At 61.4% G+C, this 14,937-nt stretch carries 14 protein-coding genes, 1 tRNA gene and 1 pseudogene; 12 read left to right on the forward strand and 4 right to left on the reverse strand.

The window, feature by feature from the left end:
• Positions 1–2: 2 nt before the first annotated feature.
• The 7 genes and pseudogenes from B9Z47_RS12310 to B9Z47_RS12340 all read left to right on the forward strand — a co-directional run bounded on the left by B9Z47_RS12310 (position 3) and on the right by B9Z47_RS12340 (position 5,487).
• A pseudogene (locus tag B9Z47_RS12310) lies at positions 3–943 on the forward strand (LysR family transcriptional regulator).
• A gap of 77 nt (positions 944–1,020) precedes the next feature.
• Positions 1,021–2,067 (forward strand): NAD(P)/FAD-dependent oxidoreductase, encoded by a 1,047-nt coding sequence (locus tag B9Z47_RS12315; protein WP_108331539.1) that lies wholly within the window; start codon positions 1,021–1,023, stop codon positions 2,065–2,067.
• 6 nt (positions 2,068–2,073) lie between these two features.
• Entirely contained in the window at positions 2,074–2,985 is a 912-nt protein-coding gene (gene gluQRS, locus B9Z47_RS12320; protein ID WP_199226386.1) for a tRNA glutamyl-Q(34) synthetase GluQRS, read from the forward strand.
• Between the two features lie 98 nt (positions 2,986–3,083).
• Positions 3,084–3,311, forward strand: coding sequence for a DUF6364 family protein (locus B9Z47_RS12325; RefSeq protein ID WP_108331540.1), 228 nt, complete (start codon positions 3,084–3,086; stop codon positions 3,309–3,311).
• Positions 3,298–3,765, forward strand: a complete 468-nt coding sequence (locus B9Z47_RS12330) for a PIN domain-containing protein (protein ID WP_108331541.1) — start codon at positions 3,298–3,300, stop codon at positions 3,763–3,765. The genes B9Z47_RS12325 and B9Z47_RS12330 overlap by 14 nt, the downstream gene beginning before the upstream one ends.
• A 65-nt stretch (positions 3,766–3,830) precedes the next feature.
• Positions 3,831–4,571: a tRNA (guanosine(46)-N7)-methyltransferase TrmB gene (gene trmB / locus B9Z47_RS12335; protein WP_108331542.1), complete on the forward strand. Its 741-nt coding sequence runs from the start codon at positions 3,831–3,833 to the stop codon at positions 4,569–4,571.
• A gap of 1 nt (position 4,572) precedes the next feature.
• The gene (locus B9Z47_RS12340; RefSeq protein WP_108331543.1) at positions 4,573–5,487 is read left to right on the forward strand and encodes a pseudouridine synthase; all 915 of its coding nucleotides are present in this window, start codon (positions 4,573–4,575) and stop codon (positions 5,485–5,487) included.
• Between the two features lie 216 nt (positions 5,488–5,703).
• Here the strand turns inward: B9Z47_RS12340 and alaS are convergent, their stop codons facing one another.
• Complete coding sequence (gene alaS / locus B9Z47_RS12345) at positions 5,704–8,421, reverse strand: alanine--tRNA ligase (protein ID WP_108331544.1); 2,718 nt, start codon at positions 8,419–8,421, stop codon at positions 5,704–5,706.
• Between the two features lie 192 nt (positions 8,422–8,613).
• Between alaS and B9Z47_RS12350 the strand changes: the two genes are divergently transcribed.
• The 3 genes from B9Z47_RS12350 (at position 8,614) to B9Z47_RS12360 (ending at position 11,078) form a co-directional block, all read left to right on the forward strand.
• Positions 8,614–10,104: an NAD-dependent succinate-semialdehyde dehydrogenase gene (locus B9Z47_RS12350; RefSeq protein ID WP_108331545.1), complete on the forward strand. Its 1,491-nt coding sequence runs from the start codon at positions 8,614–8,616 to the stop codon at positions 10,102–10,104.
• Between the two features lie 13 nt (positions 10,105–10,117).
• Positions 10,118–10,191, forward strand: a tRNA-Gly gene (locus B9Z47_RS12355).
• 65 nt (positions 10,192–10,256) lie between these two features.
• Positions 10,257–11,078 (forward strand): plasmid replication/partition related protein, encoded by an 822-nt coding sequence (locus tag B9Z47_RS12360; RefSeq protein ID WP_108331546.1) that lies wholly within the window; start codon positions 10,257–10,259, stop codon positions 11,076–11,078.
• 314 nt (positions 11,079–11,392) lie between these two features.
• Here the strand turns inward: B9Z47_RS12360 and B9Z47_RS12365 are convergent, their stop codons facing one another.
• Positions 11,393–12,034, reverse strand: coding sequence for a CoA transferase subunit B (locus tag B9Z47_RS12365; protein WP_108331547.1), 642 nt, complete (start codon positions 12,032–12,034; stop codon positions 11,393–11,395).
• A gap of 1 nt (position 12,035) precedes the next feature.
• Positions 12,036–12,743 (reverse strand): CoA transferase subunit A, encoded by a 708-nt coding sequence (locus B9Z47_RS12370; protein ID WP_108331548.1) that lies wholly within the window; start codon positions 12,741–12,743, stop codon positions 12,036–12,038.
• An 86-nt stretch (positions 12,744–12,829) separates the two neighbouring features.
• On the opposite strand from B9Z47_RS12370, the gene B9Z47_RS12375 reads away from it, so the two are divergent.
• Entirely contained in the window at positions 12,830–13,390 is a 561-nt protein-coding gene (locus B9Z47_RS12375) for a PAS and helix-turn-helix domain-containing protein (RefSeq protein ID WP_108331549.1), read from the forward strand.
• A 95-nt stretch (positions 13,391–13,485) separates the two neighbouring features.
• Entirely contained in the window at positions 13,486–14,328 is an 843-nt protein-coding gene (gene dinD, locus B9Z47_RS12380; protein ID WP_108331550.1) for a DNA damage-inducible protein D, read from the forward strand.
• 134 nt (positions 14,329–14,462) lie between these two features.
• Here the strand turns inward: dinD and B9Z47_RS12385 are convergent, their stop codons facing one another.
• Positions 14,463–14,894: a carboxymuconolactone decarboxylase family protein gene (locus tag B9Z47_RS12385; RefSeq protein WP_108331551.1), complete on the reverse strand. Its 432-nt coding sequence runs from the start codon at positions 14,892–14,894 to the stop codon at positions 14,463–14,465.
• Between the last annotated feature and the right edge of the window lie 43 nt (positions 14,895–14,937).

Below are 14,937 nucleotides of genomic sequence, written 5' to 3' on the forward strand. Positions count from 1 at the left end.
CCATGCAAACCCCACGCGACTGGCTGACGCCCGAAACCCTGCTCATGCTGCAAACCATTGACCAAAAAGGCAGCTTTGCCGCCGCCGCCCGCGCTTTGAATCTGGTGCCCAGCGCGCTGACCTACCGGGTGCGCCAGCTCGAAGACGCGCTCGATGTGCTGTTGTTTGACCGCAGCGCACGCCAGGCCCGCCCCACGGCCGCAGGCCAGGAACTGCTGCGCGAAGCCAGCCGCTTGCTCGACGACATGGATGCCGTGGCCAACCGGGTGCGCCGCGTGGCCACCGGCTGGGAGGCCGTGTTCACCGTGGCGGTGGACAGCATCGTCTCGCGCAGCGTGGTGATGGACTTGTGTGCCAGCTTTCTGGCGCTGGGCGCGCCCACCCGGCTGCGGCTGCGCTACGAAACCCTCTCGGGCACGCTGGCCGCCCTCACCTCGGGCCAGGCCGATCTGGCGCTGGGCGTGGTGCCGGTGCCCGGCCTGTCGTCCGACATCCGCCACGTCATCATGGGGGGCCCCTTCCGTTTGTGTATGCCGTGGCCTCGCACCACCCGCTGGCACAGGCCCCCGAGCCGCTGAGCGATGCCACATTGGCCCAACACCGCGCCGTGGCCGTGGCCGATTCGGTCAGCCGGGGTACGGGCCTGACCATCGGCCTGCAAGGCGGGCAAGACGTGTTCACCGTGCCCGACATGCAAAGCAAGCTGGAAGCCCAGCTGCGCGGCCTGGGTGGCGGATTTTTGCCCGAATCACTGGCCAGGCCCTACATCGACAGCGGTATGTTGGTGAACAAACAAGTCATTCACCCGCGCAACAGCACCTGCCATTACGCCTGGCGCGACAGTCCGCAAGCGCCCGCTGGACAAGCCCTGCGGTGGTGGTTGGCTCAGCTGGAGCGCCCCCCCACGCGGCAAGCGCTGCTGCAACCCATGCACAGCGTGTGAGCGAGGCTGCACAAATAGGCATCGGGGATAACCCACCCGGGCTGCCGAAGGGGGTGTTTCTCGGCTAAAGTGAATCCATGAGCACACAACACATCGCCATCATCGGCGTCGGCATGGCCGGCGTCACTTGCGCACGCACCTTGCGCCAAGCCGGACACAACGTCACGCTCTTCGAGAAAAGCCGAGGCTTGGGAGGCCGCATGGCCACACGCGCCAGCGCGTTTGGCAGCTTTGACCACGGTGCGCAGTACTTCACCGTGCGCGATCCCCGTTTTGAGCTGGCCATTGGCACTGCCCCGGGCGTGTGCAAACCCTGGAGCGCCAATGCCGTGCGCGTGCTCGACCCAAATGGCCGCGTGATCGAAGCCGGCCTGCCCGGCGGCGAGCGTCACTGGGTGGCCACCCCTGGCATGAACGGTCTGGTCAAAGCCTGGGCTGCGCCCCTGGTGGAAGACGGCAATGTGCAGCTGCAAACCCGCGTGACACAGATCACGGCCGATCCCTTGAAGAAAAACGGCTGGCAATTGCACACCGAAAGCGAAGACGGCGGTCAGCACATTTACGCCGGTTTTGACAAAGTCATATTGGCCATCCCGCCCGCCCAAGCCGCAACGCTGTTGAGTGCTTCGGCCCTGAGTGCGCAGGCCGAACTTTTGAACCATGTGCGCGTCGACCCCTGCTGGACCTTGATGCTGGCCTACCCGCAAGCCGTGCAACCGGGCCTCATTACGCTGGGCCCGCAGTGGAACGCGGCCCGCAGCACACACCACCGCATCGCCTGGATGGCCCGCGAGTCGTCCAAGCCCGGACGTGAACGCATTGAGCGCTGGACCGTGCAGGCCAGCGCCCCGTGGTCTGCCGAGCACGTCAATGACACCCCCGAGCGCATCACCGGCAAGCTGATCAAGGCCTTTGCCGAGATCACCGGCATCCGCGTCACACCTGCCCATGCCGAGGTGCACCGTTGGCTGTACGCCAAAACCGCGCAGCCACTGGGCGAAAGCCACCTGTGGTTCAAGGACCAGGGCATTGGCCTGTGCGGCGACTGGTGCCTGGGCCACCGGGTTGAAGACGCTTTTGTCTCAGGCCTGGAGCTGGCTTTGGCGGTGCTCAAAAAACGCTGATTCAGCATGGTCGTGGGCTACACAGGCCGGTTTGCGCCCTCGCCAACCGGCCTTTTGCATGCCGGCTCGCTGGTCGCGGCGCTGGCCAGCTGGCTGGATGCCCGCACAAACGGCGGCCAGTGGGGCGGCCAGTGGCTCGTGCGCATTGAAGACGTGGACACACCACGCTGCATACCGGGCATCGATCAGGCCATCTTGCAGCAACTGGCCATCTGTGGCCTGCTGCCCGATGGACCCGTGCTGTGGCAAAGCCAGCGCGGCGCGCACTACGCTGCCGCCTTGCAAACCCTGGTGGACCAAGGCTGGGCCTACCCCTGCGGCTGCTCGCGCAAAGAGATTGAATCGGCCCAAGCTGTGGCCCGGCACAGCGCCGCCATTTACCCCGGCACCTGCCGAAATGGCCTGAACGGCAAACCCGCCCGCGCCTGGCGACTCAATGTGCAGGCCGTTCAAGCCGCACTGGGCCTGCCTGCCATCACGCATTGGCGCGACCGACGCCTTGGGCCGCAACAGCAAAACGTGAGTCAGGAAGTGGGTGACTTTGTGCTGCGCCGCGCCGATGGCCTGTGGGCTTACCAGCTGGCCGTTGTGGTGGACGACGCGGCACAAGGCGTCACCCATGTGGTGCGCGGTCAGGATCTGGCCGACAACACAGCGCGGCAAATCCTGCTGCAACGCGCCTTGGGCCTGCCCACACCCCAGTACCTGCACACCCCCCTGGTGATGGGTGCCAATGGAGAAAAGCTGAGCAAACAAAACGGCGCCATGGCGCTGGATTTGCAAACCCCACAAGCCGTCTTGGCCGCACTGAACACTGCGGCGCAGGTGCTTGGGCTGGCTGCGGTGCACACGCACCTCAACACTGCGCAAGCCTTGGCGCTTTGGACCGAGCAGCTGAGGGCCAAGTCTCCCCCATGAGGGCATTCATTTGCGCCAAAGCCCCAATTCGCACATAATATGTGCGAAAGTGCAGTTTGATGTTGCACACCCACCATGCACCCTGAGGGAGGTCCACCATGAACATCACTTTGTCGGTTGACGAACGCATCGCAGAATCTGCCCGTGAAGCCGCCCGAAAAATGGGCAAAAGCCTGAACCAGGCCGTGCGCGACTACCTGGAACAACTGGCAGGGCAGGAACGTCAAACCGCCGAATGGCAAGCCTGGGAGCAGCGCTGCCTGAGCGGCGGCGGTCGCTTGCAGGGCTGGAAATTTGACCGGGACGCCCTGCATGATCGCGGCTGAGCCCACACCGCCTTGGGGCCAACTGCTGGCCCTGCCCAAGGCCCGCTGCTTCATCGACACCAACGTGCTGGTCTATGCAGACAGCACCGACGAGCCCCGCAAGCAGCGCATCGCCATCGACCTGCTGCGCCACTTGCGCTTTGAACGGCTGGGCGTGCTGTCCACCCAGGTCTTGAACGAGTACATCCAGGTCGGCCTGCGCAAGCTGGGCCTGTCCCACACGCACATCCGCGAGCAACTGCATTGCTACCGGCAGCTGGACTTGGCTGCCGTGACCCCTGACACCATTGACATGGCCTTGGATCTTCACCAAAAACATGCCCTGAGCTACTGGAACGCCCTGATCGTGGCCAGCGCCCACATTGCGGGGTGCTCGGTGTTGATCACCGAAGACATGGGCACCGGCGAAGTGCTGGCCGGGGTGAAACTGGTCAATCCCTTCACTTCGGTCTGAACCCGCTTCAAGCCACAGCCGGACCCGCGATAATCGCAGGCTTCGCACACACACCCTGCACACCCATGACGACGCCCGAAGACACCTCGACCACCCCGGTATCCGACGCCCCTGAAGCCACCGACGCCCCCTTCATGCGCACCATCAAGACCTATGTGCTGCGGGCCGGGCGCATGGGACCAGGCCAAACGCGGGCGTTTGAGCAGTTCGGCCCGAAATTCCTCGTGCCTTACAGCGCCGAACGCCTGGACGTGCAGGCCAGCTTTGGGCGCAGCGCCCCCCTGATTCTGGAAATCGGCTTTGGCATGGGGGACGCCACCGCCAAAATCGCGCAGGTGCGTCCGGATGACAACTTTTTGTGCTGTGAGGTGCATGAGCCCGGTGTGGGTGCCCTGCTCAAGCGATGCGGTGAAGAAAGCATCGCCAACATCCGCATCGTGCAACACGACGCGATCGAGGTGATGGACAACATGCTGGGCGAGAACAGTCTGGACGGCGTGCACATCTTCTTTCCGGACCCTTGGCACAAAAGCCGCCACCACAAGCGCCGCCTGATCCAGTCGCCCTTCATCCAGCGCCTGGCCCGGCACATCAAGCCCGGCGGCTACCTGCACCTGGCCACCGATTGGCAGCCCTATTCCGAGCAAATGATGGCAGTGCTCCGCGCCGAGGCCTTGCTCGTCAACACCAGCGATGCAGCCGACGGTTTTGCCGCCAAGCCCGACTACCGGCCGCTCACCAAGTTTGAAAACCGAGGCCTGAAACTGGGCCACGGCGTGTGGGACTTGGTGTTCCGCCGGGTCTGACATGACTCGCTCGGGACGCGTGGCCCAAATGCCCATGCGCGAGGGCGTGAGCGCCAGCGTGGTGGCCGTTCCGGCGGGCCATTGGCCCAATCTGCTCGACTTTTTGGCACAGCGCATGCCCGGCATCTCGCGCAGCGAATGGGCCGAGCGTCTGCGCCAAGGTCTGGTGCTGCAAGAAAGCGGGCAATGCGCCCAAGCCGATCAACCGTGCCTGGCCGGGCAGCGCTTTTTTTATTACCGCAACGTGGCCGACGAGCCGCAACTGCCCAGGCAAGCGGCGGTGGTGTTCGAAGACGATCATCTGCTGGTGGCCGACAAGCCTCATTTCATGCCCGTGACGCCGTCTGGCCCCTATGTGCAGCAATGCCTGCTGGTGCAACTCAAGCGACTGACCGGTTATGCCGACCTGGTCCCCCTGCACCGCATTGACCGCGAAACGGCTGGGCTGGTGCTGTTTGGCAAGCGCCTGCACGAACGCGATGCCTACCACGCCCTGTTTCGCGACCACACCATTCACAAGACTTACCACGCCGTGGCCCAGCAACGCCCCGAGCTGGCCCTGCCCCGTGTGCACACCAGCCGACTGGCCGAAGACCCGGTGTATTTTTTCAAGATGCGCGAAGTGCCAGGTGAGCCCAACAGCGAAACCCGCATTGCCCTGCTGCGCACCCAGGGTGACCGTGCGCTGTACCAGCTGGAGCCGGTCTCAGGCAAACGCCATCAGTTGCGGGTGCACATGATGGCCATGGGCATTCCGATTGAGGGGGACCAGTTTTACCCCACCGTGCTGCGGGGGCCGAATGAGCCCGAAAACTTTCAGCAGCCCTTGCAGCTGCTGGCCCACTCGGTGCAGTTCACCGACCCGCTCACGGGCCAAGACCGTGTGTTTGAAAGCCGCCAGCAACTGCTGCTGTGAGACAGGCTTTGGCAGGACTGGGGTTGCCCCCAAATTTTTTGTCACCCCTGACCTGAGCGTTTTGACAGCCAAGCTTGAGGGCTTTGTCACCCTTGCCACGAAGACTTTGTCTCCCCGCGCTTGTCCCGGAGTCCATCTTCTGAACCGCCACACCGCCACCGGGTCATCAACTGAACCTTGGTCCAGCCATGCCGCAGAAGCGCTGTTGCTAGATGCTCAAACCCGCTCAGCCACCCAGGCTTGCACGCTGGCCATCGCGGCCGGCAAAGCCGCGGCGTTGGTGCCTCCGGCCATGGCCACGTCGGGCTTGCCGCCGCCTTTGCCGCCCACCTGACCCGCCACAAAGTTGGCCAGCTCACCGGCTTTGACTTTGCCCACGGTGTCGGCAGTCACGCCAGCGACGATCTGCACCTTCTCACCGTCCACAGCGGTCAAGACGATCACAGCCGTTTTCATCTTGTCTTTGAGCTTCTCCACGGTGTCGCGCAAGGTCTTGGCGTCGGCGCCTTCGAGCTTGGCCACCAAGAGCTTGATGCCCTTGACGTCTACGGCCTGGGTCATCAACTCGTCACCCTGGGCCGAAGCGAGCTTGCCTTTGGCGGCAGCCAGTTCTTTTTCGAGCGCCTTGACCTGGTCCAGCACCTGGGCGATGCGGTTGTTCAGCTCGGCAGGTTGGGCCTTGAGCGCGCCTGCGGCTTGCGTCACAGTGTCTTCGAGCGACTGCAGATAAGCCAAAGCATTCGCGCCGGTGACGGCCTCGATGCGGCGCACGCCAGCGGCCACGCCGCCTTCGCTGACGATCTTGAACAAACCAATGTCGCCCGTCGCTTTGACGTGGGTGCCGCCGCACAACTCGCGGCTGGAACCAATGTCCAAAACACGCACGGTCTCGCCATACTTCTCGCCAAACAACATCATCGCACCCGTCTTTTGGGCGCTTTCGATGTCCATCACGCGGGCCTGCGCCGCGGCGTTGGCCAAAATTTCAGCATTGACCTTGGCTTCGATCTCGCGGATTTCCGCGTCGGTCACGGGCGCGTTGTGCGCAAAGTCAAAACGCGTGCGCTCGGCATTGACCAAGCTGCCCTTTTGCTGCACGTGGCTGCCCAGCACTTCGCGCAGAGCTTTGTGCATCAGGTGAGTGGCGGAGTGGTTGCGCACGGTGGCGGCGCGCAGGCCCAAGTCCACATGGGCTTGCACCATGTCGCCCACTTTCAGGCTGCCGGATTTGATTTCGCCATGGTGGCCAAACACATCGGCCTTGATCTTGAGGGTGTCGGCCACATTGAACTGGCCGCCCGCGTTGTGGATCATGCCCTGGTCGCCCACTTGGCCGCCCGACTCGGCGTAGAACGGGGTCGTGTCCAACACCACCACGCCTGATTGGCCAGCTTTCAGCTCGGTCACGGCGTTGCCGTCAGCATACAAAGCCAGCACTTTGGCGTTGGCCGTCAGGTCGTCGTAGCCCACAAAGTCGTTGCCTTCGCCGGTGTAATCCAGCGCCTTGTCCATCTTGAACTTGCCAGCAGCGCGGGCCTGGGCTTTTTGCTTTTCCATGGCGGTGGCGAAACCGGCTTCGTCCACGCTCAGGCCACGCTCACGGCACACATCGGCCGACAGGTCGAGCGGGAAGCCGTAGGTGTCATGCAGTTTGAAGGCCAGTTGTCCAGAAAGTTTGACAAAAGCAGACCCCGGTGATGAATCTATTGTCAATAAAGAATTAGGACTATGGCGGTGGTGTTTACCTTCAAGAAAGGCAATTTCACTCTCAAGAATCTGCATGCCGCTTTGCAGGGTCTCGAAGAAGCGCTCTTCTTCAATGCGCAAGATGTCGGCAATGCGGTCGGCCTGATCGGCCATGTTGGGGTAAGCCGCGCCCATGAGCTTGACCAAGTCGGGCACCAGCTTGTGGAAGAACGGGGTTTTTTGGCCCAGCAAATAACCATGGCGAATGGCGCGGCGCACGATGCGGCGCTGCACGTAGCCTCGGCCTTCGTTGCTGGGCACCACGCCGTCACTCACCAAGAACGCGGTGGCACGGATGTGGTCGGCGATCACGCGCAGCGACTTGTTGTTCAGATCGGTGCAGCCGGTTTCGCGCGACGCGGCCTTGATCAGCGCGTCAAAAATGTCGATTTCGTAGTTGCTGTGAACGTGCTGCAAGATGGCCGCCAAGCGCTCCAGGCCCATGCCCGTGTCCACACAAGGCGCGGGCAGCGGCGTGACGGCACCGGTCTCGTCCATGTTGAACTGCATGAACACGTTGTTCCAGATTTCGATGAAACGGTCGCCGTCTTCATCGGGGCTGCCGGGTGGGCCGCCGGGGATGTGCGCGCCGTGGTCGTAAAAGATTTCGGAGCAAGGGCCGCAAGGGCCCGTGTCGGCCATCATCCAGAAGTTGTCGGACTTGTAGCGGCCGCCCTTGTTGTCGCCGATGCGGATGATGCGGTTTTCTACCTTGATGCGCTCAGGCGTCCAACCGGCTTTGACAAAAATGCCCTCCCAAATGCCATAGGCCTCGTCGTCTTCCATATAGACCGTGGCGTAGAGCTTGTCGGCGGGCAGTTTGTAGACCTCGGTCAACAGCTCCCAGGCCCATTGCAGCGACTCGCGCTTGAAATAGTCGCCAAACGACCAGTTGCCCAGCATCTCGAAAAAGGTGTGGTGGCGGGCGGTGTAGCCCACGTTTTCCAGGTCATTGTGCTTGCCACCCGCACGCAAGCAAGCCTGCACGGACGCGGCGCGCACATAAGAGCGCTTGTCCGACCCCAAAAACACGTCCTTGAACTGGACCATGCCCGAGTTGGTGAACATCAGGGTCGGGTCATTGCCCGGCACCAAGGGGCTGGACGCCACCACGGTGTGGCCCTTGGACTCGAAAAAGTCCAGGAAGGTCTTGCGGATGTCGGCAACGGAAAAAGTGGGTTGGCTCATGGTCTTGACTGCTTTCTAGTGCAACCGGCCATTATAAGTTTGCGCCCGACCACCTCGGCGGTGGCCCTGCGGGCGGGTGCCCAAGTCAACACGGCCGCGTTGTCTTTGCGACAGAAACAGCTGGGTGTCTGGGTTAAGCTTCAAGGCATGGCACAATTTACTTAACAAGTTAAATAAAGCAGAGACACCCTCATGAACGCACACACATCGCCCCTCGCTCAGCTCCAGGACCCCAGCCTGCTCAAGACCGACGCCCTGATCAACGGCCAATGGGTGGCAGGCAGCAGCCGCTTTGACATCACTGACCCGGCCACTGGTGCGGTGCTGACCAGCGTGGCCAATCTGGGGCCCGCAGACGCCGAAGCAGCCATCGCTGCCGCCAACGCCGCCTGGCCCGCATGGAAAGCCAAAACCGCCAAAGAGCGAAGCATCATTTTGCGCAAGTGGTACGACTTGCTCATGGCCAACCAGGACGATCTGGGCCGCATCATGACCGCTGAGCAAGGCAAGCCCCTGCCCGAAGCCAAAGGCGAAGTGGCCTACGGTGCCAGCTTTGTCGAGTGGTTTGCAGAAGAAGCCAAGCGCATCAACGGCGAGACCCTGCCCCAGTTCGACAACAACCGCCGCTTGCTGGTACTCAAGCAGCCCATTGGCGTGTGCGCGGCCATCACGCCCTGGAACTTTCCATTGGCCATGATCACCCGCAAAGTGGCACCGGCTTTGGCCGCAGGCTGCCCCGTGATCATCAAACCCGCTGAGCTGACGCCGCTCACCGCCCTGGCTGCTGCCGAGCTGGCCATCCGTGCGGGCATTCCAGCAGGCGTGCTGAACATGGTCACCGCCGACAGCGACAACTCGATCGCGGTGGGCAAAGTGCTGTGCGCCTCAGATGTGGTGCGCCACATCAGCTTCACCGGCTCCACCGAGGTCGGCCGCATCCTGATGGCGCAATCGGCCCCCACCGTGAAAAAAATGTCGCTGGAGTTGGGCGGCAACGCCCCCTTCATCGTGTTTGAAGACGCCGACATCGACAGCGCCGTCGAAGGCGCTTTTGCCAGCAAATACCGCAATGCCGGTCAGACCTGCGTGTGCTCCAACCGCTTTTATGTGCAAGAAGGTGTGTACGACGAGTTCGTCCGCAAATTTGCGGCCAAAGTGCAGACCGCCAAAGTGGGCAATGGCTTTGAAGACGGCGTGAACCAGGGCCCCCTGATCGAGGAAGCGGCGCTGACCAAAGTGCAGCGCCACGTAGACGATGCCCTGGCCAAAGGCGGCCGTGTGTTGGTCGGCGGCAAGCGCTTGATCGGCATGGGCTCGGGCCAGTTCTTTGAACCCACGGTGGTGGCAGACGCGACCCCGGACATGCTGTGCGCCAAAGAAGAGACCTTCGGCCCGTTTGCGCCCGTCTTCAAGTTCAAGACCGAGCAAGAAGCCATCGACGCCGCCAACAACACCGAGTTTGGCCTGGCCAGCTACTTTTACAGCCGCGACGTCGGCCGCATTTTCCGGGTCAGCGAGGCGCTGGAATACGGCATGGTCGGCATCAACGTGGGCATTTTGGCCACTGAGCATGTGCCTTTTGGCGGCGTCAAACAGTCCGGCCTGGGCCGCGAAGGCTCGCACCACGGCATCGATGACTATGTCGAGATCAAATACCTCTGCATGGGCGATATCCTGAAGTAAACTACAGGGCTTCGCGGGCGTCGTTTAATGGTAGGACTTTTGCTTCCCAAGCAAATAACGAGGGTTCGATTCCCTTCGCCCGCTCCAAATTTTGTTTCTAGTTTCATGAAGGCCCCGCAAGGGGCCTTCGGCATTTCTACCCCGCCCCATCCATGAACATCACCGTCAACGAAGACCTCAAAGCCTACATCGACCCACTCACCCCCGACGAACACGCGGCGCTGGAGCGCAGCATCCTGGCCGAGGGCTGCCGCGACGCCCTGGTGCTGTGGGGCGATGTGCTGGTGGACGGGCACAACCGCTATGGCATTTGCCAAAAACATGGCCTGCCCTTTCAGACGGTGCAAAACACGCGTTTCCAATCCATGGAAGATGTGCACCTGTGGATGATTGACCAGCACTTGGGACGGCGCAGCGTGTCCGACTTCCAGCGCGGCGTGCTGGCCTTGCGCAAGAGAGAAATTCTGGCCGAGCGGCGCGCGCAAACCATCGCCGCGACCGCTTCGGCGGACGCCGCCGCGCCCGTCGAACCAGGCCACACGGCCCAAAACGGCGCTGTGCCAGAGTCCAACCCACTTAAAAGCCGCGCCGACATTGCCAAGGTGGCACGCCTGAGCAACAGCCAGGTGCTGCACATCGAAAAAATCCAGAAACAAGCCGCGCCCGAACTGGTGGCGGCAGTGAAGTCTGGCGTCATCTCCATCAACGCGGCTGCCGCAGTGGCCAGTTTGCCCGCTGAAGAGCAAAAAAGTGCCGCTTTGGGCGGCAAAGACGAACTCAAGCAAGCGGCCAAGCGTGTGCGCGATGTCCACCGCAAAACGCCGAAAGACGCCAAGCCCTCTGGCGAATCGGACAGCGCCGAAGGAACACCGACTGACCTGCAAGCCTTGCAGGAGCGGGTTGCCGCCTTGACGTCAGAAAACCAGGCGCTGCGTGCACAGGTGGCGCAGTTGCAGGCGCAGTTAAGCGCCTGAATGCGTGATCCGTAGGTCGGGCCTTCACGGGCCGACGGCCATACTTTCGCGAATCGAGATTTTCAAGAGGCGCTGGTGCACCGGAGTTTCGGACCTGAAGGCGCGCAACCCACAAAGACCGACAGCATCCATCCTGGATCGGTCAGGCCCCAACCAGCCCTGTGTGGGGTGCTCACCGGATCGGGCGATTTGGCGAGCGAAGCGAGTATGTGCCCGACCGGTGAGCGCCTCACACAGGGCGACCCCAAAGCGTGCAATGGTCACAACATGACAAAAGGCCCCGCAGGGCCTTTTGTCATGAACGCGGCAACTGATCAGAAAATCAGTTTCACGCCTGTCTTGCTTTGCAGCAACTCGGGCGTCACACCCGGTGCCAGCTCCACCACTTTGAGGCCCGCGTCGGTCACGTCCATCACGGCCAGGTCGGTGATGATGCGGTCCACCACGCCCACGCCGGTCAATGGCAGTGTGCAGCTGGGCAAAATCTTCAGGTCTTCGGTGCCGTCTTTCTTTTTGGCCACGTGCTCCATCAGGATGATCACGCGCTTGACGCCCGCCACCAGGTCCATCGCGCCGCCCATGCCCTTGACCATCTTGCCGGGGATCATCCAGTTGGCCAGATCGCCCTTCTCGCTGACCTGCATCGCGCCCAGGATGGACAGGTTGATCTTGCCGCCACGGATCATGGCAAACGACTGCTCGCTGCCAAAAATCGACGAGCCCTTGATGGTCGTCACCGTCTGCTTGCCCGCGTTGATCAGGTCGGCATCGACCTCGTCTTCGGTCGGGAAAGGGCCAATGCCCAGCATGCCGTTTTCGCTTTGCAGCCAGACTTCTTTGTCAGCCGGCACAAAGTTGGCCACCAGCGTGGGGATGCCGATGCCCAGGTTCACATAAAAACCGTCTTCCAGTTCGTGGGCCGCACGGGCGGCCATTTGGTCTTGACTCCAGCTCATATCAGACTCCCGCCTTTTCTGTAATCGTGCGTTTTTCGATGCGCTTTTCCGGTTTAGCGTTCAGCACGATGCGGTGCACATAAATACCGGGCAGGTGCACGCTGTCGGGGTGCATGTCGCCGGTTTCCACGATCTCTTCGACCTCGACCACGCAAATCTTGCCGGCCATGGCCACCGCCGGGTTGAAGTTGCGCGAGGTGTAACGGAACTGCAGGTTACCGGACTTGTCGGCACGATGCGCCTTGACCAGCGCCACATCGGGCACCAGCGAACGCTCCATCACATAGGTCTCGCCGTCAAACTCGCGCAGCTCTTTGCCTTCGGCCACCAAAGTGCCCACACCGGTCTTGGTGAAGAAGGCCGGGATGCCCGCACCGCCCGCACGCAGCTTCTCGGCCAGCGTGCCTTGCGGCGTGAATTCCAAAGCCAACTCGCCCGCCAGGTACTGGCGCTCGAACTCCTTGTTCTCACCCACATAAGACGAAATCATTTTCTTGATCTGACGGGTCTGCAGCAGCTTGCCCAGACCAAAATCGTCCACGCCCGCGTTGTTCGAAATAGCGGTCAGGTTCTGCACACCGCTGTCGCGCAAGGCGTCGATCAGTGCCTCGGGGATGCCGCACAGGCCAAAACCGCCCACACCAATGAGTTGACCGTCAGCGACGATGCCCTTGAGGGCTTCGGCTGCGGAAGGAAAAATCTTGTTCACACCGGTCTCCAGTAGAAGGATGAAAGCGTTACGATACTACGTATTCAACTACGTAGTTTTTCGTAGAGGGTGGCCCTTAGCCAAACATGCACACCGACATCGACTACCGCCTCGCCTTTGACCTCGCCCCTGTCGGCATGGTGCTTTCGCGCAACCGCGCCATCGTCGACTGCAACCAACGCGTGTGCGAGATGTTTGGCGTGAGCCGGGAACAGCTCATCGGCCAAAGCTTTCAACTGCTTTACCCCAGCGCCGACGAATACGAACGCACCGGCCAGCGCATCGCGCCCATCCTGAACGCCAACGGCGTGTATGCCGATGACCGGGTGATGAAGCGGGTGGACGGGCGCTTGAAGGGCGAAACCTTCTGGTGCCATGTGACCGGCCGGGCGCTCAACCGCGACGCCCCCCACGAAGCGGGCATCTGGACCTTTGAAGACCTGTCGGCCCGCAAACCCGTCAAGGCCGAACTCACCGCCCGCGAACGCGAAGTCGCCGCCCATTTGATGGACGGCCAAACCAGCAAGGAAATCGGCCGGGCCTTGGGCATCAGCCACCGCACGGTGGAGATTTACCGCGTCAAGCTGATGCGCAAATACCAGGCATCGGGGGCGGCGGATTTGATTCAAAAATTGGTGAGGGGGTGAAGGTCTTGAGAATGACGGGCGCTTGTCATACGATTCAATTCATTTTTTGAACACAAAAATAGTCTTCGGACGAATACACAAAGGGAGATCCGAGTATGAAAAAAGAACAGATTCAGGCCCTCACCGACACGTTCGAGGGGCATGCGCAACAAACCGAAAACGGTGTGGAATATTGGTTAGCCCGTGACATTCAGCACCTGCTGGGCTATAGCAAGTGGGAAAACTTTCTGAATGTCGTTCACAAAGCCAAAACAGCCTGTGAAGTCTCCGGCAATGAAACCGTCAACCATTTTCCTGACGTCAGGAAAATGGTCGATCTGGGCTCGGGTAGCCAGCGCGACATCGACGACATCATGCTCACCCGCTATGCGTGCTACCTCATCGCTCAGAACGGTGACCCGCGCAAACCGGAGATTGCCTTTGCCCAAACCTACTTTGCGGTCCAAACCCGCAAAGCAGAGCTGATTGAGCAACGGATGCTTGAAGCCGAACGCATTCAAGCACGCAGGAAACTCACCGAAACTGAAAAAGAACTCTCGCAAGTCATCTTTGAGCAAACCGGAGGAACCCAGGACTTTGCTCTGATCCGCAGCAAAGGCGACCACGCCCTGTTTGGTAAAAGCACCCAGGCCATGAAGTCGCAGTGGAAAGTACCCGACAGCCGCCCGCTGGCCGACTTCGCCCCCACCATCTTGCTCAAAGCCAAAGACTTCGCGACCGAGATCACCATCTTCAACGCGCGCCAGCACAAAATGGGCAGCGAGGGCGAAATCTCCACAGAACACATCACCAACAACCAAGCCGTGCGCAACACATTGCTGGAACGAGGTATCCGTCCTGAAAGTTTGCCACCTGAAGAAGATGTCAAAAAAGTGGAGCGCCGCGTGCAGTCAGCAGACAAAAAAGCGCTGAACAAGCCTGACACACTGGACAACTGATCAGCCCGCTGAAGCCGCTCACGACGTCAGCGCCACCACTCGCTCCTCGCCCAACATGTCAATGACCGTGACAGCGACGGTCGTACCCGCCTCAGGCGAAGCCAATTCATAGCGAATTAAGGCACCCGTCGACATCACTTTGCCCCCTCCACCACCTCCGCCACCGTCCGGAACGCATCGATGGCGGTGGGGAATCCGCAATACACCGTGGCGTGCAGCATGACTTCGCGCAACTCCTCGGGCGTGGCACCGTTGTGGAGTGCCCCGCGCACATGGCCTTTGAGCTCGTGTTGTTTGCCCAAAGCGGTGAGCATGGCCACGGTGACCAAACTGCGGGTTTTCAAGTCCAGACCCGGGCGTTGCCACACATTGCCCCAAGCGTTGCGGGTGATGAATTCCTGCATGGGCAAGGTGTAATCGGTGGCGTTGCCAAAGGCGCGGTCCACAAATTCAGCCCCCATGACCTGGGTGCGGGTGTCGATACCGGCCTGAAAGGCGGCATCGTCAGGGCGCTCGGCGCGGGCTTGTTGCGCAGGCGAGGGTGTGGGTTTGGGTGTGTTGGACATGACAGGCTCCTGAAATGGTCGTCAGCATAATCGGTGTCCAGCC

The organism is Limnohabitans sp. 2KL-1, from assembly GCF_003063435.1.
GTDB lineage: Bacteria > Pseudomonadota > Gammaproteobacteria > Burkholderiales > Burkholderiaceae_C > Limnohabitans_A.